17 protein-coding genes, 1 pseudogene and 1 riboswitch are annotated in these 22939 nt (G+C 47.6%); of the genes and pseudogenes, 3 read left to right on the top strand and 15 right to left on the bottom strand.

The features are described from left to right. Positions 1-619: 619 nt before the first annotated feature. Positions 620-1654 carry a glycoside hydrolase family protein gene (locus CRG97_RS06110; protein ID WP_098742238.1) on the bottom strand — a complete coding sequence of 345 codons (1035 nt, stop codon included), beginning with the start codon at positions 1652-1654 and terminating at the stop codon, positions 620-622. Positions 1655-1660: 6 nt separating this feature from the next. Beyond that, the gene (locus CRG97_RS06105; RefSeq protein ID WP_098742237.1) at positions 1661-3472 is read right to left on the bottom strand and encodes an alpha-L-fucosidase; all 1812 of its coding nucleotides are present in this window, start codon (positions 3470-3472) and stop codon (positions 1661-1663) included. Between the two features lie 173 nt (positions 3473-3645). Here CRG97_RS06105 and CRG97_RS33550 point away from each other — a divergent pair. Further along, positions 3646-3798: pseudogene (locus CRG97_RS33550) on the top strand (DUF5780 domain-containing protein); the annotation flags it as partial. Positions 3799-4523: 725 nt separating this feature from the next. On the opposite strand, the gene CRG97_RS33975 reads toward CRG97_RS33550, so the two are convergent. Together CRG97_RS33975 and CRG97_RS06100 are read right to left on the bottom strand one after the other, a co-directional pair. Next, positions 4524-4646: a hypothetical protein gene (locus tag CRG97_RS33975; RefSeq protein WP_272914354.1), complete on the bottom strand. Its 123-nt coding sequence runs from the start codon at positions 4644-4646 to the stop codon at positions 4524-4526. Next, positions 4643-6004, bottom strand: coding sequence for a helix-turn-helix domain-containing protein (locus tag CRG97_RS06100; RefSeq protein WP_098742236.1), 1362 nt, complete (start codon positions 6002-6004; stop codon positions 4643-4645). The genes CRG97_RS33975 and CRG97_RS06100 overlap by 4 nt, the downstream gene beginning before the upstream one ends. Positions 6005-6324: 320 nt before the next feature. On the opposite strand from CRG97_RS06100, the gene CRG97_RS06095 reads away from it, so the two are divergent. Then, complete coding sequence (locus tag CRG97_RS06095; protein ID WP_098742235.1) at positions 6325-6645, top strand: helix-turn-helix domain-containing protein; 321 nt, start codon at positions 6325-6327, stop codon at positions 6643-6645. Between the two features lie 199 nt (positions 6646-6844). Here the strand turns inward: CRG97_RS06095 and CRG97_RS06090 are convergent, their stop codons facing one another. The 11 genes from CRG97_RS06090 to tenA form a co-directional block, all read right to left on the bottom strand. Next, the gene (locus CRG97_RS06090) at positions 6845-8095 is read right to left on the bottom strand and encodes a DUF4073 domain-containing protein (RefSeq protein ID WP_098742234.1); all 1251 of its coding nucleotides are present in this window, start codon (positions 8093-8095) and stop codon (positions 6845-6847) included. Positions 8096-8837: 742 nt separating this feature from the next. Further along, positions 8838-9326, bottom strand: coding sequence for a hypothetical protein (locus CRG97_RS06080; RefSeq protein WP_098742233.1), 489 nt, complete (start codon positions 9324-9326; stop codon positions 8838-8840). Position 9327: 1 nt separating this feature from the next. After that, positions 9328-10617 carry a WXG100 family type VII secretion target gene (locus tag CRG97_RS06075; RefSeq protein ID WP_098742232.1) on the bottom strand — a complete coding sequence of 430 codons (1290 nt, stop codon included), beginning with the start codon at positions 10615-10617 and terminating at the stop codon, positions 9328-9330. A 466-nt stretch (positions 10618-11083) separates the two neighbouring features. After that, the gene (locus tag CRG97_RS06070) at positions 11084-11677 is read right to left on the bottom strand and encodes a TetR/AcrR family transcriptional regulator (protein ID WP_343225186.1); all 594 of its coding nucleotides are present in this window, start codon (positions 11675-11677) and stop codon (positions 11084-11086) included. 182 nt (positions 11678-11859) lie between these two features. Next, positions 11860-13026, bottom strand: coding sequence for a dicarboxylate/amino acid:cation symporter (locus CRG97_RS06065; protein ID WP_098742385.1), 1167 nt, complete (start codon positions 13024-13026; stop codon positions 11860-11862). A gap of 417 nt (positions 13027-13443) precedes the next feature. Beyond that, positions 13444-15453, bottom strand: coding sequence for a fructose-specific PTS transporter subunit EIIC (locus CRG97_RS06060; RefSeq protein ID WP_098742230.1), 2010 nt, complete (start codon positions 15451-15453; stop codon positions 13444-13446). Between the two features lie 247 nt (positions 15454-15700). Further along, positions 15701-17653 (bottom strand): BglG family transcription antiterminator, encoded by a 1953-nt coding sequence (locus CRG97_RS06055; protein ID WP_098742229.1) that lies wholly within the window; start codon positions 17651-17653, stop codon positions 15701-15703. Positions 17654-17908: 255 nt separating this feature from the next. Then, positions 17909-18583, bottom strand: a complete 675-nt coding sequence (gene thiE / locus CRG97_RS06050; RefSeq protein WP_098742228.1) for a thiamine phosphate synthase — start codon at positions 18581-18583, stop codon at positions 17909-17911. Next, complete coding sequence (thiD, locus tag CRG97_RS06045) at positions 18580-19587, bottom strand: bifunctional hydroxymethylpyrimidine kinase/phosphomethylpyrimidine kinase (protein WP_098742227.1); 1008 nt, start codon at positions 19585-19587, stop codon at positions 18580-18582. Before thiD ends, thiE begins: the two co-directional genes overlap by 4 nt. After that, complete coding sequence (gene thiM, locus CRG97_RS06040) at positions 19584-20426, bottom strand: hydroxyethylthiazole kinase (protein WP_098742226.1); 843 nt, start codon at positions 20424-20426, stop codon at positions 19584-19586. Before thiM ends, thiD begins: the two co-directional genes overlap by 4 nt. Before the next feature lie 51 nt (positions 20427-20477). After that, entirely contained in the window at positions 20478-21164 is a 687-nt protein-coding gene (gene tenA, locus CRG97_RS06035; RefSeq protein WP_098742225.1) for a thiaminase II, read from the bottom strand. 139 nt (positions 21165-21303) lie between these two features. Then, positions 21304-21407: riboswitch (TPP riboswitch) on the bottom strand. A 263-nt stretch (positions 21408-21670) separates the two neighbouring features. On the opposite strand from tenA, the gene CRG97_RS06030 reads away from it, so the two are divergent. Then, the gene (locus CRG97_RS06030; protein ID WP_237566316.1) at positions 21671-22171 is read left to right on the top strand and encodes a VOC family protein; all 501 of its coding nucleotides are present in this window, start codon (positions 21671-21673) and stop codon (positions 22169-22171) included. The last annotated feature ends 768 nt before the right edge of the window (positions 22172-22939 follow it).

The following is a 22939-nucleotide window of genomic DNA, read 5'->3' as shown; positions in this document are numbered from 1 at the left end:
CAAAAAGTCCGCTTTTGATAAGAAAACCTCTATCGAGGCCACTTCAAGGATGAGCGACCGCGATGCAGAGGTAGGTTTTCTTGCGATATAGAATTTCATCAGTTCCGTTGATAACTTATAAATCCTATATCTAACACGAAGCGAATCAGGAAGCAGTTCGGCATCGAATCTTGAATTCAGCCGGGCCTAAGTAGGAGCTTCCGAAGCATGTTTCCTGCGGAAACATTTCAGGTGCTCACGTACCCAAAACGTACGCTCCGCTCCTGACGTCCCTAGCTTCATCCAACTGAAGCGTTTTGAAAAAACGCACATCGAAAGCATAAGCTTCGGTGCTGAAAATCGACCTTTTTGACACGCACTTTAAGATGGGGATTTGAGGCGGAATAGAGAAAAAAGCCCTTCTGCTATCATGGTCTATCCGGCCATGGTAAGCGGAAGAGCTATGGGGGAAGTGAGCGGAGAAGTAAAACGCAGCCGTACATGAGAGCATGGGCCGCTGAGAGTAATCGGGCATTTCACACCACGCACACTCCCCATGCATCGTGCGCATCGCATGACGGTGGTCGACCGTCTGTTTTTGGTACTGTTTATCATGCTCCTAATCGGATACGGTTCGATTTTATTCGTCGTCCTTCTCCGTAATCTCCCGAATCGGAATCGCCATGTTCCAGGTCTCAGAACAATCATAAAACCCGCGGCTCCCGTCTGAAGTCGCAGCAAACATCCAGGCCGGACGTCCGTCCTCCATGAGCAAAAACGGCCGTTCGAGGTTACCCATCAACCGTTCCGTGCCATCGTCCCACCGTACTCTGCGAGAGTATACGGGTTCCCCTGGTTTGGTTGTCATCTTCCACTGTTCCCCGTTCGCTGACCACGCATGGACTCCGCTATAGCGCTCCCCACAGATGGAGCCATCCATGTCCTTGGCAATCATTTCGTACCCGCGTGCCGTACGCCAAATGAAGGGGTCTTCAATATGAACGGCTGGGGGAAACAGCGGTTCAGGCTTACGGGTGTAAGGACCGTACACCGATTCGGCGCAGGCCAAACCCAACTGCATGTTGCCATAGGAATGCCCTACATAAGGACGGGATTTATAGATGAGCTGCACGGTGCCATCGGTATGAACACAGGGTGCCGGATTGGACACCAAGAAGCTGTCAAAATAATTCGGGCGCGGCAACAGAACCGGATGATCCCTCCGTGTCCAAGGGCCGGTTATGGAAGGAGCGGTCGCAACCCCGATCCGTTTGTTCGCCCTGGCAACCACGACGAGCGGATCATTCGGAAGCAGCGGCTCCCCTTCTTCAGGCAGCGGAAACGGAAACGTCGTGCCCATATAATAGAGCACGTACGAGCCCTCAACTTTCACGATGTGCGGGTTGTGCACGCTGCATCCATCCCAATAGGCCGGCGATCTGGCCCCAAGTACCGTCTCCTCGTAAACGTACGGACCGGCCGGATGGTCGGAGACTGCACGAACGATCTCCGAGGCCGCAAGCCAGCCGGGATGCATGGGCAAAGATTTCGGCCAGCGCGAAGCAAACATATGGTATCGGCCATCCTCACCCTTGATGACGCTGCCGCACCATATCCAGTAACCCGGCATTCGAAAACCTCCTGCAACCGGTGCAGGATCAAATACGATTTTCATGAATCATCACACCCTCTCTATTGGCAGTAGCGTAACCTTGCGCAAGTTCATTAAGGAATCAGAAACCAACGATAGTCCCCGTACTTCAAGATGATGTATGCCTGCCGAGAGAATGGTCAGTTGACCCATTTCACATTCTCCCCAGCATCCGTCCCCACCCGTATCGTAAGCGGTACAAGCCAGCTTTTGTCCATCCAGAGACAACTCATAACGTCCTCCTGCCTGATCCGCTCCAGCGGACAAGGTGACGATCACTCGGCACTGGATGGGCACCTCTTCCTCCGAACGGAACGTCCATTGAACAGCCGCATTTGGAGCGGTCCAACCGGTAACGCCGTCATGACCCCGTTTTCCATTATCGTATCGCAGGCCATCACCCTCGATAATGCCATCATAAGCCCAGAACGTATTCGCCATCTCGGATATAAACCTTGGGGTGAGATTCGTCTCCAGTGCTCCATCCAGCTGCAGCTGTATCACAGTCGCATAGGCGTCCTGAGGTACCGAACGTACATCAATCTGCCAGTCCCATGGCCCAAGCTGTCGGATCGGCAGGTTGTCCTCCTTCGCTCTCGTTCCAATAGGTCTGGCATATTGGACTTGGCTAGCGAGACCAGGCAGTATCAGGAAACCGTCCTGCGGCCATTCTCTCACCAGCAGGTACAAGAGTTTCTCCTCCGGCTTCCATGTGCAATAACCCCACTGTGGCGTACCGATCGGACTGCCACTCGTGCCGTATATCGCCTCGCCGCTCCGTTCCAAGAAGCTGCCCACTGTCTCCAGCAAGCTTCTTGACGTATCGTCAATCGCTCCGTTTCCGAGCGGCCCGACATTCAGTACCAGATTACCGTTCGTGGCTGCCACGCGCAGCAGCTGTTCGATCAATTCATCCGGACTCTTCCAATGGTCATCGTCATATCGGAACCCCCAGGAATCATTCAGCGTATGGATCGATTCCCAGTCCGGCTGCACCGGATGGAACCGGAGCTGGTTATCATGCGGATTGCCGTAATCCGCAAACCGGTCATCCCGCAGCCGCTTGTTAATCAAGCAATCCGGCTGCAGCCGGCGTACCAGATCATAGAACCACGCAGCGTGCTCGTCGCTGATCTTATGACCGCAATCAAACCACATCAAACCAATCGGACCATAATCGGTCAGCAGCTCCTCAACTTGAGGAAGAGCTTTCTCGTGAAGATAACGCTCAAAGCGTTCCCGCTTATCGTCATTCTCGATCCATTCCTCCAGCAGATCCCATGCGCCGATATTCCCCGGGTAATCCAGCGTGTTCCCCTGCGAATCCGGGTGATGCCAGTCCATCGCATGGGAATAGTAGATTCCAAGGCGAATCCCCTCCGCTTCGCAGGCCTCTGCCAGCTCCTTGATCGGATCTCTCGGAAAATGGGCGTGACGAGTAATCGAATAATCGCTGACCTTGGAATCGTACATCGCAAACCCATCATGATGCTTAGCCGTCACGATAAGATATTTTGCCCCGGACCGCTTAGCCAGCGCCACCCATTCATCCGCATCAAAAGCCTCCGGGTTCATCCCGGCTGCGGCCTCCGCATACTCGGCCACCGGAATCTTTCCCCTTAACTGGATATGCTCCGCATAATTGGCATCCACCCGTTCGCTGTTCCACATCCCGCCCAGCATCGAATATGGCCCCCAATGGACAAAAAGCCCAAACTTTGCTTCTCTCCACCAGGCTATCCGATGGTTACGGTCATGATCACTTACCAACTTATCGCTTATAAGAGCATTCGACCTTTCCTGCTCCAGTCCTGCCCCGTCCATATATTCATCCCGCTTCATACACGCCCTCCTCACTGGCCGGTAAATCGGCTCAACTGTCTAATAACCTCCATTATAGAAGTTACGCCATGACAGCCTCTTTGTTTTTTTTGGTTCGGGTTGTGTTTTGTTGAGGTTGGGGGTTTTGAAGGAGAGGCAGAAAACATACAACCTTTAAGCCATTCGGGGCAGACAGGGGTTGGAAACTTACCGTGGGATATGACACAACTGATGCGGTTACGTTCCTCGCTTGTGTCAAGGAAGTCCAGTACTATGGCGGAACAATCTGGACCAATGAATATTATCCTATCTGGGTGCAAGAACATCTGGAGAAGCCGCTGAAATAATGATTAGATTTTAAAATGCAACAAGGACATTAATATAAATTGAAGGCTAGTCCTGCCCTTTCGCTTCCCAATAGGAAATCGTTTGGGCATTGTTATTTTTTCACTCATAGATATGTAAGGCATTCCTACAGGTAATACATATGCAGAAGTAACCCGTGTAACCATTGATAAAAGCGAACCATTTCGACTTAATACTCTCTATGATCCATTCAAGGGTTAAATAAGGAAGGGCAATTCCCCCCAGCTATAAAATTTCAATCCACGCACCCATAAAGGGTGCGACAAGCTTCCGAACCTCATCTAACTTATTATTTCGATATTTCAATCCACGCACCCATGTAGGGTGCGACTCCGATTTTCAGTCGTAATAACTAAAAAAACGAATATTACAGATGAAAACAGATAATTAATCCGTATAAGTCTCGATAAAAGATCCATATTTTTCCGTTTTATTACATAATAAGGTTTTAAAGTGGTGCGAATCCACCGAGTATTTTATGTTCGCTTTACATTCGCACTAGAAACCGACACAACTTACATAGTTAACATATGCTTTAGAGGTACCTCCCCCATTCCTTTGGCTTGTGAATGTAATTTTTGATTCTCCATCATTTTGAGTAACTGCCTCAACACTGAATTTTTTGAGTGTTATAATATAATTTGGTCTCTTAAACAAATAGACGCCCCCTATGTAACAGGAACGTCTTCGCATATAAATCACAAAATTAATATGCTCCACCACCATGGGTATACTGCTGAACAGGAAGTGGCTCAGTGGTATGTAATGGAATGCTGATAGACATAGTGACAATCAAAGTAGCTAACCATAACGCAATTTTTCTTTTCATTTGAATGGCACCTCGCTAATTAGAATATTATATCTATTTTGTGCTTCTACAGATGTAACATCTCTAAATTTCTCAAATGTTTTTACACAATTAAGAATAGCACTATCATGGTGAATTTCAATAGCCGATACCAGACAATCCAACAAGATATTTATACCGATATCATATCGCTGACTACGCAAATAATAAAGAGATAACTCGCTTAAGAAACAAGTATATCGATCGGCCACCACTTGATAGGTGTATGTTCCAATATCGGCCTGTTTCACTGCAAATGCAGAAATCTGGCTTTCAAATTTCTTAAGTATAAAATCTATATCAAAATTATATTTATTAGCAGCTTGAACAATTTTAATTAGTGCCGGAAGAATCTCAGCCTCTCTTGATTCAATATAATTTACATACTGTGGCAAAACATCAATTTGTCCCATCATAAGCTGATATAAACATGTATTCACAACAGCAAGCATGACAAATTCTTCTTTGAGACGGAGTGCTTCCTCTGTTTCCTCCCTGACCCAACTCAAATCAGAATATAATGAAACATACTTTAACGCTTCCTCGTATTCACCTCGTTCGTCACAAACAGCCGAACATAGTAAGTACGAGTAAATAATATACAAAAACAATGGTCTTTTAGGCTCTTTATGTAGATCATATCTACTGGTCTGATTGTATTTATGATTATACTGAATCGTTGCCTTTCTGCCCATTTCTTTTGCCATCTCATTGACTTTTCCCCATTGCCGAAGTGATAGATATGTATTAGCCAAATCCTTCAACGCATCAAGCTGATCTACCTCATCTAAACGTTCGACAAATCCCTCAAATTTAGTAGCTGCTCGCAGATTTTTTTCCTGGTCATGACCTAGTGAGATTGTAAACAGGCGGTAATGGCACAAGGCTAGCCGTTCAGAATGTTGATATTTCTCACTTTCAGCTACTGATTCAAAAATAATTGCGGCAGCTGAATTTTTACCCTGATTAAACAAATCCTCTGCTGTGTCAAAAAGCATCGGCACATAAGCTAGGTTATCCGTCATGTATCGAACAATCTTCTGAATTAACTCCAGCTTATCCAGTTCGGCACAGCGGTACAAAAACGGCTTTAGTCTTCTCCAATTCAGCGGATAAGCAAAACATTCCTCCGCATACAGCTCATAAAAGCTACCTTCGGGAAGTCCCATGGCCGCTACCATTCGATCTAATTGCTGCATAGCAATGGGGCGTACACCCTTAATAATAGTGCTTAACGTCCCAGAGTTTATTTTTGATAGTTCCGCAAATTGATTTATAGTTAATCCCGTCTTTTTCAGGTGAGTATCCAACTCTGATCGTATCGTGGTTGTATGTATCAATTCAACAACCTCCAATAAGAATATCCGCATTCGGAGCATCCATAATTTAGTATATCCATATAATAATAGTAATAGTATAGATTAATTTAACGCCTGTCAATTAAATCATAAAGCTAGCTTCTTGCACAAAACCCACTTTGTTAGGAAACACCTTTGGGAACCATCTACTACTATATTCGGATATATTTACAATTTATCAAATTAACCTTCCAAGGACCATAACCTTTTAAGGACAATAATTAATATATAATAAACCTTTTAGTGACTCCAATATCGACTGGCTTTTGTCTACACTTCTTATATAAGAGGAGTCGATATATATGGATAAACCGATTGCAGAGAGATTAGGCATTGTTATAAGAGAAATAAGAAAGAGCCAGAATTTAACTCAAGAGGAGCTTGCCGAAAAAATCGAGTCCTCGTTTAGCTATATAGGCAGACTGGAAAGAGGAGAAGGCAATTTCACCGTGCAAACCCTCGAAAAAATTACAACAGCGCTTAACCTCGACTTCTTTGACTTTATATCATTAGGTAAAAAAGATAATGAGATCATATTAGAAATTAACTCGCTGCTATTACAGCAAGATGAAGAAAACCAATTAAAAGGATTAAATATCCTTAAAGAGTTATATCGGAAATAAATAATGAACGTCGCAAAAGATATCTATCTTTCTTCCTTATACGATTCTTTTGAGTCAGCATTTCAATACGATAACTAACTCCTGATTATACAGGAGTTTTTTTATTGCTCTACCGAATTAATAATTGAATTAAAATATAACTGGTGTACGCAAAAAAAACAGAGCGCTGATAAAATCAACGCTCTGTTCTATTCAGACATTACTTTTTGAAAGTCACCTTTTTAGACAATCCATCCTCCAGGTTCATTTCACCTTTATGCCGAACGAATACATTTTGGTTTCCTTCAAATTTTGGAGGGTTCTTCGGATCATAGTCCATCCAGCGACTATTCCCATTTCCATTTCCATTCACAGAGTATTCCATGTACTGGGTAGCACCAATGAGCACATTTTTCTCATCATCAGCTTCAACATTAGGTGGTAATTGAGCAACCGTACCATTATGCACACCCAGCTCTTTAATGACTTTATCTGTTTTATAATCATACGCTTTTATTTTTACATCATTTCCGTTCACTTCAACCTGAAGGCCCTGTTTAAAATCAATGCCTGTTTGCACTTCGCCACCATTAGGACCTGCTGATGCCCAGCCCATTTGAATACCAGCTGTGTTCACAACAGTAAATCCACGCTTATCTCCACCATCAACTACCTTTTTACCTGCCCAATCCGGAAGATTAAGATCCCAGTGACTGTGGCTTGTAAAAAGAATGACTTGCGGATAATCCTTTAAGATGGCTTCTAATTTTTCTTGGTCTAGGTAATCACCTGTATAGGGGGATTGATTGGAGCCTGAAATACTGTCCTTCAGCACATGATGACTAAACAGAAAGATGGGTTTATTCGGGTCGTTCTTTGAATATTCTTCAAGATTCTGCTTTAACCAATCAAGCTGCTCATCACTAAGATAAACCTCGTCCCACAAAGATTTATCATGGTAGTGCATATATTTTTCGGTTCCTAAGAAAAGTAACGGATATCCGTCTAACTCTTTTTTATGATAGACTTTCTCTTCGCCAGTAAAGTTATAAAAATTTTGGAACATCTCGGATTCCGGCGTATTATTTGGCCACGTGTTTTGCGCTAATTTGTTCGGTGTTGCCCATTTCGGTTTATAAAACTCATGATTTCCTATGCTATACCAAACATTTTCTGGATGGGGATTACTATCTAACACCTGTTGTACGGCTTGATATTCAAAATCCCACCCTCGGTCTGTAATATCACCATTCACGATTAATGCTTTTGAAGCAGGGTTTACCTGTTTCATATCGTTAAGCACATGCTTAAAGTCATTGTAATCCCCTTGAATGTCACTAATGACATCAAAAGTAAGACTTGGATTTTTGGAAAATAGATGTTCATCCAGTTTTGCTTGAGCTAATCCTGAAAAAGCACCTATATTGAAAATAATAGATGTTGCCATAATACTTGTTAGTAGCTTCTTCACAATTATTCCTCCTAGTTATCATCATTTTCAGAATATGATCCGCAAAACTATATAAGTTTCTATTTTATAGTAAACCGGAAATATTAAGGTAATATTCTCCTAGAGTAAATAATGCGCAAAAAAATGTAAATAAACCAAAGCCGTAACCATATTTATAGAAAATAAAAACACATTCGAATGTGAATGTGTTTGCGCATGTACTACCCAATAAAAACAACGATTCCATCCCGATGAGTAAATGCACGGGGAAGCTCAGACTCAATTAATTCAATTCTCTCAAAAATCTTCAATTGCTTATTCTCAGGCAAATTATCCTTCGCCCAATCCTTTATTTTAGATAATTCATCTATAATAAGTGGAAAATCTTCTTCAACCAAGTCTATTCCAACAGGAAATACCTTCGTCCATTTAAGTCCTAATTCCTCGATTGCTGGCTCCCAACATTCATGAAAAAAGACTCAGTAGCTATAGAATAAAAAACTTCTCTTCGAACTCATCTTTTGCATCTAGAATCATAATACTAATCCACATCACTTTTCCCCTCCAAACAATACATCAAACGTGTAGTCTGTTTGAATAAGCCTGTTGTAATCTACTGGTTTAATTCCTCTACTGTGACTCCCCTGCTAATTACCGATAACCATGGTATTTCTTGATCGACAGTATAAATTTCGAGATGCATCAACTCTGGATTGTTATACTTTTTTATAACATCACTTTCGCAAAAAAAGTCTCCTATAAACTATATCGCGTTAGGATTCTTATAACACCAATCAGGATCATAAGGTAATAATTTCAACCTTTTCATATCCTCCCAACTGTAAACCCAATCATAATCAGCTACCCAGAAATAATCATCTGGGTTCAATTTAAGATATTCATATATAAAACGGAATATCAACTCCTGGGCACCATATATCTCTTCAATTCCACCAACCTGGTAAAGAGACAGCTGTGAATCCAATCCACTAAGATCTTCATCATTTTCGTAATGAATCTCATAGTTACTAACTCCATCAACATAAAAGATAAATTGCTGATTGTTATCATCACTCAATGGCTTATCAGCAACATTTAATGTTGTATATAGGAATTGCTCATTCTTATATTTTTTATAATTATCAAAATATAGCCTAGCATCCGCATGGAAAGTAGCAATAATAGCATCACCTAATAATTTCTCAGGAGAGTACTTATCACGGTTCATTAAAATAAATGCTGATGTTCCCATACTACTTCGTCACCTTCCTTAATTCTTCCAAATTATTAACAACAGTTACACCTAGTTTTCTAAGATTATCTAACTTCTCTTTATTCTTCAGAGATAATATTCCTAGCGGTTTATCAATATAAAGAATAACTTTTTTTTGATCTGGGTTGAAAAAGAGCTCGTCTGTTGCATCTATCATTTTCTCTAATTGTCCTTCTTTAACAGCTTTAATAGATGCCTTTACTTCAATTAGCTCATTCTTTGTCATTACATCTATATCGCCTGCAACTTGACCGTCTTGCTTCAGAATTTTCTGTCCAAATGCTATTACATCCTTCTCACTTCTTAAATAATCAGCAACTTTAGCTTCTGTTGCTTTCCCAACGTCTGAACTATTGAGAAAACTATCAATATCACGATTAATATTTTTAGAATGTTGATCAACCCAAGTTAGTTCATTACCTGCTGGATTCGTATATATCGTTTTATTTCCATCCTTAACAATATGACCATTCGGATTACCCTTAATATCAGTTCCCTGGCCCTTACCCCCATCGCCCCCAGAATCATGCTTGAGATTAGGCATCTTTTTCACCCCGACCCGGTTAAGAGCAAACGCGCCTAAAGCCATGGCTCCCGGCTGTCCCAGATAGGCCGACTTCCCCATCTCATTCATTCGCTCTTGCTCGACCTGTATCCTTTCACCGAATTTCTCGCGGGTATCACCAACGTCAAATGCCATTTTGGCACCCCAAATGGTCGTATTCACGACCTCCTCAGCAGTCCCTATTGTAACATCGTAAGCCATCTGTTTACCGGTTCCAATCGGGTCTTCGATCAGGGAACTTGCCGTATCTTGAACCGCTCCCCACATCTCGGTGGCCCCCGATTTCGCACCTTTCGCGAAGTCTTTGGCTTCATCACCCAGATCTTTGAGTTGGTCACCAAACGACTTTACCTCAATGGCCTTACCATAGTGGACATTGCTCATCCCTGCAGGATTTAAGATCTGTGGAGCCGCACACCTGGGGTCTAAATGGCCCTGCTCATTGTCCACCTGCATGAATTTATATGCGATTCTCTTCAATTCCTGACTGGTCACCTGCATGTGCTCGATCGTCAATTTCATGTCGCGATAGGCCTGCTGGAACTCATAATAAAATCTCGAACATGTCGTACCATCCCAACACGACGCCAGCATCTGGATCTGTTGATTCAGCGTGTTTTTGTTCGCTTCCAGCTGATCAGAGGCCCTGTCGAATTGATCCGACACTGCCAGCAGCACCTCAGGAGGTACAAGTATCTTGGACATAGGTCAACCTCTTCGTCATTAGTTAGATAGTCATTCTACTCCATTTCAAATAACTGGAAAAGGTTCCAGGGTCCTCTTTATGTGGAGTAACGGCTCAGTCGAAAATTGCTAGGCGATGCATCGATCTGCAAAAGCATGCAAAAAAGAGTGCCGGTTCAGCCGACACTCGGTAGTCTTGCGCAATGTTCGTCAAACTGTAGGCGTTCGCTTAACTTTCCCCATCAAAACAGTTCACGAGCTTATTCTTTTATCTTTCTGTTTTTCTTCCTTCTTATTTCCTAAGCAGATTAAAGATCGCCTCCAGCCGTATGCTGTGATTGCATGACTCGCAGGAATAGTTCCCTTTCCGGTTTTCTTTGAAATTTTTATATCCCGTGCTACCTTCGTACAGCCGAAATGTCTTCTTGCAGCAAAAGCATTCCACCTCATAATAAATCAATATGCTTTCTCCTCCTTGGGAGCGATGTTATTTGCGCGTGGCGTGATCAAAAATCGTAATCAGCTCCTGCACATAAGCCTTTACGTGAAGATCGGGGTTTCTCATCAATTCCAAGCTGAATCCATCGATGGCATGCCGGATAGCTAGCGCCATGATTCGGGAGGATAACGGGGTGAATTCTCGAAAGCTTCCTTCCTTCGCCCCTGCATGCAGAATCGCCTCAATCGGTTGAAACACGTCCTCATCCGTATCCGCCGAAAACCGACGCTTCCCCTCCTTCGTCCTCATGCCCGTCACGATTTCCACAACGGCAAGAACCATCTTCCGATGATCCGCGATAAACTCCAAATTCGCTTCAATATATTTCTTGAGCCTGTTTGTCGGAGAAGCTTCTTGACGCAGGATTGGCTGCATAAAAGACTCGATGGCAATATAATACTCCGTCACCGCCTGCTCCAGAAGTTCATCCTTGCTAGCAAAATGATAGGAAATCACCCCTTTGCTAACGTTGGCACGCTTGGCGATTTGGCCTATCGAAGCTTGGGCATAACCGACTTCAGCAATGGTTTCGATCGCACATGCCACGATCTGCGCACGGCGGGCTTTCTCAATAAACGACATTTCCTTTTGGTCATTTGTTTTATTTTTAGTATTCATGTTTTTATTTTAGTACGATCGTACAGAAAAAATCAATAAAAAAGCCTGCCCATCTTTTCGGAAATGGGCAGGCTTCCGCCTGAACTCATATAGATTGCTGGATCCTGACCGTCCGCGATGCAAAGTAGTAATCCGCGCTACATTATTTACGCAGGCTCAGATTTGCTCACGCGGTCCGTGATCACGGCGATTGCTCCATCTCCGGTTACATTACAAGCCGTTCCGAAGCTGTCTTGCGCAATATAGAGGGCGATCATGAGCGACGTCAGCGTTGTATCGAAGCCCAGCATGGACTCCAGTAATCCGAGTGCTGCCATGACGGCGCCTCCGGGAACACCGGGAGCGGCAACCATCGTAATGCCCAGCATCAGAATGAATGGGAACATCATGCCGAGGGAAGTCGGCATCCCTGTCAGCAGCATCACGGCCATCGAGCAGCTTACCAGCGTAATCGTGCTGCCGGATAGATGTATGGTTGCGCACAGAGGGATGACAAAATCAGCGACCTTCCCGCTGACCCCGTTCAGCTTGGTTTGGCGCAGCGTAACCGGAATGGCAGCGGCAGAAGACTGCGTACCTATCGCCGTAAAATAAGCGGGCAGCATGTTCTTCAGCATGGCAAACGGATTCTTGTGCGCGACTTGCCCCGCAACCAAGTATTGTATGATCAGGAACAGCACATGCAGGACAATGATCATAATGAATACTTTGGCAAAGACCGACAGGATCGTGGTCACTTGCCCGCCATAGGTTAAGTTGGCAAACACGCAGAGGATATGATACGGCAGCAGCGGAATGATGATCGAGGCGATCAGCTTCTCCACAATCTCCCGGAAATCAACCATGACCTTCTGCAAGGTTTGTCCCTTGATTACCGCTGCTCCCAGCCCCAGTGTAAAGGCAAGCAGCAGAGCAGTCATCACCCCGAATACAGGCGGCATGTCGACTTTAAAAAAAGGCTCCAGCAGCGCCTCTTCCGGATTGGCGTAGGAATTAACCAGACCACCAACCTCCAACATATACGGATACAATAGCGTCGCTGCCAAGAACGCCAACAGCCCTGCGATAACGGTGGAGAGATAGGCAAGGCCCGTGGTCACGCCCAGCAGGCGGCCGGCCCCTCTTCCCAGCTCCCCGATCCCGGGAGCAATAAATCCGATGATAATTAATGGTATGGCAAAACCAAGGAAGTTTCCAAACAACCCGCTAAAGGTAGCTAATCCGGCAACCAGCCATTCCGGTGAGAACGATCCGATCGCAATGCCGAGCAAAATGGCTATAAGGATTTTCGGCAGCAAACCGAGTTTTTTCATGTTCATGCTGTTATCACCCACAGATGTTATTTTCGTTTATTGTCCACTCCAAACGGACATAATCCACTGGACACGGAATGAACAAACTTTATCATATTCTGGATATCATTGTCATTATGCAAAATATGCCAGCTAAACATACCAGCAACAGATCAGATGACAGATATGGACACCAAATAAATAATGGAAAGGCGAAATGCCTACTCCGGTTCAAGCATGCGCAAAATTGAAGCCAGCCCCGCTCATTTCTGTGCAGGGCTGGCTTCATTGGAATGGTTCCATAGAACCCTAATATGATGAGATAATGGCAGGATTAACACCAACAGATCAGCCATTATACTTCTGCTATAAGCCAAGCTCCTTGGCTACTGTTGCCCACCCAACCAATGGCTAGGTGAAGTCACTCGGCGTCTTGAATCAATGCACCTGATCGAGCAATTGATAGGCCTCTTCCTTCGTTGTCACCGCCAAGAGCGCTTCTCTGAAATCATCGTCCATCAGCTTGCGGGACAACATTTGCAGCACTTTCAAATGCGCATTCTGTTTACTAATTCGCGGCACGGCAATCATGAAGATCAATTTGGCTTCGCTGCCGTCCAGACTCTTCCAGTCGACACCATCCTGCTGGATACCGAAGACCACGCTTGGTTTCAGAACAGCATCCGATTTACCGTGAGGGATCGCAATATTCATGCCGATGCCTGTGGAGCTTTCTTGTTCCCTGGCTAATATGGCCTGTTTAAAATCTCCGTCAGCTCTTACTGCCCCATTCCGCTCCAATACACCGATCATTTCGTCGATAACAGCATCCTGTGTCGTTCCGACCAGATTCAGGTTAATGAGATCCGGTGTTACAATATCCGTCAATTTCTCAATGCGGATAGCAGGTGCTTCCGTTGCTGTACTGTTATTAATCACGTTCGAGGCCACGGCTGAGTCCACAGCCAAGGGTGCGTCTACGTCTACTGCCGACGCCTCACTGGCTCCGGCAGGATCCTCTATCGCTCCTGCTCCAACAACTGCCGGAGTCCCAACTGCAACATCTTTCTTGAGCAGGCTCACCATGATAACCGATACGGCTGCGCCGACCATAACCGCTATGAAGAACATCAACACATGATCAACGGCACCGAGCACGGCTACAATCGGACCGCCATGGGCTACGCTATCACCGACACTGCCCAACATTGCAATCACCGAACCCGTCATTGAACCGACCATGATACTCGGAATGACGCGTAGAGGATCTTGGGCCGCGAATGGAATCGCTCCTTCGGTAATACCGAACAGTCCCATCGTAAATGTTGCTTTTCCAGCTTCACGCTCCGAAGGTGTAAACTTCCTTTTGTTGATCATTGCTGCCAGTCCCATTGCAATCGGAGGAACACAGATGGCAACGGCAATTTGGCCCATAATCTCATAATTTCCTTCACCGATCATGGCCGAGCCGAACAAGAACGCAACCTTATTCACGGGGCCACCCATGTCAAAAGAAATCATCGCGCCCAGAATAAGCGCCAACAGAATCGAACTTGTACCCTGCATTCCCGCGAGCCAAACAGTTAACGCTTCAAACAGATCCGCAACCGGAGCACCAATCACAAAGACGAAGATTAACCCTACAACTAGTGAAGCCAGTACCGGGATAACGATAATGGGCATAATTGGCTGCAACGACCGAGGAACCTTGATCTTTTTAATAGCAAGTGCAACATAACCCGCCAGGAAACCGGCAATAATCCCGCCGATGAATCCCGCTCCCGCTTCACTTCCATAAAAGCTGCCGTTCGCAGCAATGAACCCGCCAACCATACCTGGTGCAAGACCCGGTCTGTCTGCAATACTCATGGCGATAAATCCCGCAAGGATCGGAACCATAAAGGTAAACGCAGCCCCGCCGATACTCTCAATCGTTTTCCAGATCGAATCTTCCGGTATAACCAGTCCACCCGGCGTTTTCACGCCGCCCATCGTCAGTGCGACTGCGATGAGCAGCCCGCCGATCACGATAAACGGCACCATATAGGATACACCGTTCATCAAGTGACGGTAGATCGGATTTTGTTTCGGTTTGTTCTCTCCTGTCATATCTTCAGCTGACTTGGACTGTGCCTGATAGACGGGCACATCCCCTTTTATCATCTGTTGGATTAGCTCTTCTGGACGACGGATACCATCCTGCACACCAACGACAAGCAGTTTTTTACCGACAAACCGGTCCTTCACCACCGTCTTATCCGCTGCGATAATAATGCCATCGGCTTCACGGATATCCTGCTCCGTGAATTGATTCTCCACGCCAATGGAGCCTTGGGTCTCGACCTTCAACTCAACGCCGAGCTTCGCACCTGCCTTCTGCAGATTCTCAGCGGCCATATACGTATGTGCAATTCCGTTAGGACATGAAGTAATCGCTAATATTTTCATGATCGTCATTCTCCTTTGCTCTCATGTTCCCGCTTACATTTATATTCTACACGGTGAAAACGCTGTTATCGGATGAACTTTTTACCGGAACTTCCGGAAAAACAGGTTTATTTCGCAATAAAATATCCCCACAAAGTGGAGCCCATGCTACGATGCTTATTCCAAATACTTCGCGGGGACCCCAAAAAAAATGTAAAAAGCAGGACGTATACGTCCTGCTTCATCATCACAGTTTCTACTACTAATTTTACCCTTTTAACGTATTCAGCAATCGCATCACGTCCGTCTCCTTAGACAACGCACTGACCAATGCCGGCTGCTCACTGATCCGTGACAATTCCCTGAACAGCTGCCGCATCTCTTTCCGCTCATCATGCTTGATAGCAAGTAAGAACACAAGCTCTACCTTCTCGGTTCCCCAGGTAATCGGCTGCTTCAATGTAACAACAACGATGCAGGACTGTTTAACCCACTCCGAGCTGCCATGAGGGATGGCAATGCCACCCCCAATCGTCGTTGCAGACATATTCTCACGATCCAGCACGCTTTCCGTGTACCCTGCCTCGACATATCCTTTGTCCTCCAGCATTTGCGCAAACTTAGCGATTAACTGTTCTGGACGCTCTACCTCCTGCTGAGGAAAGACGAGAAAAGGTGTCGTATATTTCAAAAAGACCGATTCCTCTGCCGTCCTGCTGTCCGGCTCATCAAGCCCACGGATCGCTTGCTCCAGCTTCCGCTCGTCACTTGCCTCGAGCAGAGGGGAAACGAGGATATGAGGTATTTTTAACTCGGGCAGATCAACGGTCGTAATGACAAGATCTACTTCATGAGCTGCCAGATAATCCTCCACTTCCGCTTTGGACATCGTTGTCTCTACATGCACGGACGGGAATCTCCGTTCCACCTTCGCGAGAAGCAATTGGGACATCCCAACGCCCATATGACACACGATAATGACCTTCTGAGGGTGGCTTTCATTCTGGTGAAGCCGTTCTACAGACGCCTGAAAATGCAGCGTCAAATACGCGGCCTCCTCTTCGGGAAAATACAGTTGGAGCGCTCCCCCTACCTCTTCCAGTGCCATGATGACTCGATCGAACATATAGGGATACATCTTTTTGATCTCAGCCAGCATTGGATTGGACACAGCCAGACCATAATGAAGACGGTTCATGGTCGTGTACAAATGCACTTTCAAACCGTTCAATAATACCTGGTCCTTGGAAAAAGGGATCATATTCAGCTCCGACATCCGCCGAATCAGTTGCTCAACCAATTGTGGCAGCAGGGGGTGGCTGTCTGCTAGATCGCTCCGCTGGGCGCCCTCATCCTCCTGCGTGTATCGGAACTTCCCGCCAAGCAGGTGCAGGGTTAGATAAGCGGTTTCTTCCCTGGAAAAAGGTACGGCGAACAGTTTTTGCAGCTGCTTCAAAAAGCCCATCGCCCATGCAAATTCCGCTTTGTTCTCCAAAAAGGCTATGTCCTGCCCAGAGAGCGAAATCGGCTGTCCCAGCTTGGTCCGTTTGACCATGAGCAGAATATGCAGCATCAGGCTTTCAAAGGTTTCATCGGTGAAGCGGAGCTGATGCTGCTTTTGCAACGCCTTCAACTCATTGAATACGGTTGCAATCTCGTGCGGTTCATACTGGTTACGCATCATCTGTCCCGTCAACTCCGGACGGTTGATCAATTGGTTCAACCGCGCCAGCGCCATCCGTTTGTTCTTCTCCGAGCCCTCAATCATGAAGCCTACACGCTGCTTCGTCATTAAGCTCAGATCAAAGCTGCGCAGCCAACCCTCTATCTTTTCCATATCCCGACGAATAATCGCCTTGTTCACGTAAAACGGTGAAGCCAGGTTCTGCAGGGTTACGGGCTTCGCGTTCATCAAGAGCCGGTAAGCCAGGTGCAGCACTCTTTCCTCATCGGATTCATGCTCGGTGGAACTCTCGTTTGAATACAAACGGTGGAATAAATCAGTCTGATCTGCTTCTCCGATCTCCAGATAAACGCCGAGCCCCGGCCTTTTCACCAGATTACCACTGGAGTGCTTAACTATATATTCTTCAATCACTTTCAGATCGTTTCGGATCGTCTTCTCCGAGCACTCGGTCTGATCCGCCAGATCCTGAACGAGCCACAGCCGGTTCGGTTCCATTAACAAATTGCGAAAAATCTCTTTTTGCCTATTATTCATTCCGATCTCCTAATCAACTTATTTGGAGAGCTCACTAATGTGGAGCAGGTACATTGTCCTACGTATATCATATCCGGGTCTCAATGGCAATGATCTGGAATGTTACACGAAATTTATAGATTCGAATGGATCAAAAGAATGTTGACGCAAAAGCTGAGCATATATAGTAATTTAAAATCTGACGCAAACAAAACAAGAGTGCCGCAGAAACTTCGGCACTCTTGTTCATGATCCGTATTATAATCCTCTTACATCTCAAGAAATTCGTTCGGTTGCACGGCATATCTTTCCTATAAAAGCCTCCACAGCCTCCCGCGCCGACTCTGCCTCCGTCACGGCGGATATCACGGCGACACCATCCGCACCCGCTCCAATGACTTCCTCCACGCGCTCCACCGTAATCCCGCCAATCCCAACGATCGGAAGATCGATTCCAGCTTCGCACAGTTCACGGAGAATCGCTGGGCCTTGTACCGCCTTGGCATCATCCTTCGAGCGGGTCGGATAGATCGGCCCGATGCCAAGATAATCTGCGCCGTGGAGAATCGCGCGCCTGGCTTCCTCCACAGTATGGGCGGAGACGCCCAGAATCCGGTTGCCGATCCGCTCGCGGACGGAAGACGCGCATTCGTCGTCCTGGCCGATGTGGACGCCATCGGCATTCAGCTTCAGTGCCAGCTCCACATCGTCATTAACGATGAAGGGTACGCCCGCTTGGCGGCACTGATCCTGGATCCGGCGAGCCAACTGGATCGCCTGCTCGCCAACAAGCGCACCATGTCCCTTCTCGCGGAACTGGACCATGGTCGCGCCACCAGCCAGTGCCTCCTGCACAATCCGGCTTGGCTCTTCGATACAGTTCACGCTGCCGAGTACGAGGTACATTCGTAGATGCTGCCTCATCACCTCGGGTGTCACTCTGCCCGTCATCGCAGCACCTCCTGACGGCGGCGACGATACGCCCAATGATTCGTGGGGCCGCGTCCCTGCCCCAGGTTTAAGCCGTCCTCAATCGCTGCCTGGATGAATGAGCGTCCGCTCTGGATCGCATCGAATGCACTCAAGCCTTTGGCCAGGCCTGCAGTGATGGCGGCTGAGAAAGTACAGCCGGTACCATGCGTATGAACGGTATGAATTCTTTTGCCGTATAATTCGGAGAAGGCCGTACCATCGTATACAAGGTCCATGACCGAAGGACTGCCCGGAGGACCGTCATCCTTGAAAATGGAAGGACGGGGCCCACGCAACTCCCCGGCGGGAATGGCAATTCTCGTTTGACCATACGTACTTTCGGACTGCGGCAACGCTTCCTGCTGCGTACCCGCCGCTATATCTGCTCCCCTGTCTCTTTCGTGGTCCGCACCTTCACCGGTGTCCAGCATTCCCTCGTCATGGCCGCCTTTGATCACAACAATCTTGGGTCCCAGAACATGAATACGTCTCGCCGCTTCCTTCCGATCTTCGATTGTGCGGATATGCATCCCCGCCAATACTTCGGCCTCCGGTATATTGGGGGTGACAATTAACGCCAGCGGCAGCAAATCTTCTCTTAAAGCCTGCACCGCTTCGCTTTGCAGCAGCTCCGCTCCGCCCTTGGCAATCATCACGGGATCGACAACAACCTTCTCCCAGCCAAAAGCCCGAATCCGGTCAGCAACCAGGCGAATGATCTCCGCGTTGAACAGCATGCCTGTCTTCAATGCATCCACTCCGAGGTCCGATCCTACCGCTTCCATCTGCTCCGCAGCTGCTTCGGGAGGCAGCGGATATACGCCGTGAACCCCCAAGGTGTTCTGCACCGTAATCGCCGTAATCGCTGACATGCCATATACGCCGAGCTCCTGGAAAGTTTTCAGATCGGCCTGAATGCCGGCACCGCCGCCGCTGTCGGACCCGGCAATCGTAAGTGCCCGGGGTACGTGAGACCTGCTCATCGTGCGCCACCGGCGGCAGCCGTTCCCGCTTCCCGGACAGCGGCATATCCCGCAAGCGAGCCTGGATGAAGTTTTGCCAGCTCATCCAGGAAAGCGATCTGGAAGCTTCCCGGTCCCAGGTCCGCCGTGCGTTCCGCAGCTCTCGCCGCCGCGGCCCCGTAGAAGGCCAGACCCGCCGTACCCGCAAGCAGCAGGTTTGCTTCCACTGCGGCAAAAGCACCCAGCACCGAGGTCAGCAGGCACCCTGCGCCGGTGACCTTCGTGAGCAATGCATCCCCGCCGGTAATGATACGCACATCGATTCCATCGGTAATTACGTCCTCTTCACCGGTAATGGCCACGATTGTGCCTAATGCGCGTGCAGCCCGCACGGCCAGCTCAGCATGATCACTGCCCGTGCTGTTGCCAGCGTCTACGCCTTTGATCTCGCGCGCCTCCCCGACAAGGTGAGCGACTTCAGCCGCATTCCCGCGCACGAGCGAAACCTTCACCTCGCTTAGGATCCGCAATGCCGACTCCGTCCGAAAACGGGTCGCTCCCGCACCGACCGGGTCCAGCAGGACCGGGACGCCATGCGCATTCGCCGATTGTCCGGCGATGATCATCGCATCCACCAGCTCGCGGTTCAGCGTGCCGATGTTCAGTACGAGCGCGCCCGCGATGGCGGCCATATCCGCCACTTCCTCGGGCGCGTAAGCCATGACCGGCGACGCGCCCAGCGCGTACAAGCCGTTAGCCGTAAAATTCGTAACCACCACGTTTGTCATATTGTGAACGAGGGGGCTCGTCTGCTGTACCTTCGTTAAAAGCGCCGAAACCTCTTTTTCCCATGCATGCATATGAATCGCCTCTCTTATCTATATTGGAATTTATGTGCTTGTTATGACTCCTTATAGCACCGCAGCCTGCAGCGGCACCGGCCATTCCTCCTGCTTATAAGCCATATCCCAAAACATATACTCCAACTGGCAGCTCAGCATAAAATACTCCTTCATCCGTTCCAGCTCAGCTGCCGTCGCACGCCCCGCCCATTCATCGACACGGTTGCAGAACTTGGCTGTCGCGTCTTCCCCCCGGTTGCCATAGAAATAAATCCAGTCGTAGAACGGATGGGATTCATCTGGCTTCACTTCATCCAGCAGCTTGCGGCCAATCTCCAGGTACGTCCATGGGCAAGGAAGCAGTACGGCCATAATCTCGCCCAGAGTGCCCTCGTGCGCCACTGTCAGCATATGACGGATATAATGATGTGCGGACGGAGCAAGCGGATACCCTTGAAGCTCTTCGTAGGTCACCCCAGCGGCTGCGCAAAAATTCTGATGCGGATGCACCTCGCTGTGCAAGATGAATGAAATCTGTTCATTAAAGGTCGCGATCTCTTCCCTGCTGGTCGATTTGGATATGGCGATTCCGTAGATCCGCATGTAGGCATTCAAATACTCAAAGTCCTGCTTCACATAGTGAATCAGCTGTTCCGGTGCCAGTTTCCCCTTAGCAATACCTTTTACAAAGGGATGATCGAAGATTGCTTGAAAAATGCCTTCCGCCTGCTGACGGAGCTCTTGCGTGAAACTCATTTTTGTCCCACCTCCAACATATTGAAGAGCAGGAAGTCCATAAGACATGACTTTCCAGGTAACGCTAAAAAGCCGCCCCGAAAACTGGAGCGGCTTCGTCAACAAGCCCGAGTGCGCCAAAAAACGCACCGAGACCTCATATACGAAGGCTCCACTTTCCTACGCTAGTACGAACTAGATCAGGTTCAAAGGGTCCAAGATACACTCTTGTCTCAGCCGCCAACGGCTCCCCTAGTGGACTTCCTATTCTTTTGTCTAATACTGTACATAGGTTTATAGATGCTGTCAAACATTAACTGTTCGTGAACGGAGCCCCACGCTCGAAGCAGTCCCATGAGTGGGGGATTAGGATGATGTACGGTGGCGGAGGTCATGTGCGAAATAAAAACCGCGGCTGCCCAACACTTGTTTCGGAAACACTGACGCTCGGTTGTCATGTATGCCCCAACATAATGAGTACATAAGCGTTATTCAAATAAATGAAGTTTAAAGGAGCGAGCGTATTTATGACGAACCCATCGAAAGCGGTTAAACCCATTCCGGATGGCTACACCTCCGTAACGCCGTGGATCATCTCAAGAAACTCCGCAGCGCTGATCGAATTCCTCAAGCAGGCTTTTCAAGCCGAAGAGTTAGCCCGCGTCTATGTCGGTGATGGTATCATCGGCCATGCCGAGGTCCGAATCGGGGATGCCGTCGTCATGATGTTTGACGCGAAGCCGGAATGGCCGGATAGCCCGGCATTCCTCCGACTATATGTTGAAGATTGCGATGCCGTCTACCAACAAGCGCTGGCCGCAGGAGCCGTCTCGGTGACAGAGCCAACGAGCTTGTTCTTCGGCGACCGTGTGGGACGGGTACGGGACCCGTTCGGCAACTTATGGTGGGTACAGACACGAATGGAGGACCTGACGCCCGAGGAGATGGAACAGCGTGCCCAAGACCCGGAATACATCAAAGCGATGACCTATGTTGCCGGAGCGGAGATTGTGGTGAAGATGTCGTAAAAGGTGAAGCGAAGCAATAGCGGTATATCAGGAGGGCACGGATGGGCTCGGTGTCTAGGGGTATGCTTGGATGGCTGGGATTATAATCGATGTAGGGACCGGGGGGAACACAGAGTAGCTATGGTTTAGAGGTAGAAACCGGGGTAACACAGCGTGTATAGCTGAGGCTGCTGCTGGTCTTGGTGCTACTGCTGAGCTGGTGCTATTGATGCTACTTCTGGTCTTGGTGCTACTTCTGCTGCTCCTGATACTATGCTGATTTTGGCTAATGCTCGAGGGCAAACGGACTGAGGATACGTTATTTGGCTAAGTAGGCGTTATTTTTGATAGTTAACGGACACCAGGTACGTTATTCATAGAATATGATGGCAAATAGGCCGTTTATTGCGGTAATAAGGGATCCTGAGTCCGGTGGATTTAAAAATCGGGGGCAAATTGAGAAATAAGGGATCTGGAGTCCGTTAACAGGTGGTCTTGTGGCTACTACTGGCTTGGTGCTACTGCTGATCTTGTTGCTACCTGCTGTCTTGGTGCTACTGCCGGTCTTGGTGCTACTACTGGTCTTAGTTACTGCTGGTTTTGCTACTGCTTGTGGGTTAACGGACTGAGGATACGTTATTGGGCTGAGTAGGTGTGATTTTTGAGAGTTTACGGACACCAGGTACGCTATTCATAGAATATGATGGCAAATAGGCCGGTAATTGCTCTTCTGTCAAGAAAGTGGACACCTTTAGAAGTTAAGCTGCATTCTCGTAGTAGAGCTGTTCA

It is taken from the genome of Paenibacillus sp. EZ-K15 (assembly GCF_002573715.1).
Lineage (GTDB): Bacteria > Bacillota > Bacilli > Paenibacillales > Paenibacillaceae > Paenibacillus_AQ.
This window is presented reverse-complemented; position numbering and strand designations above follow the sequence as displayed.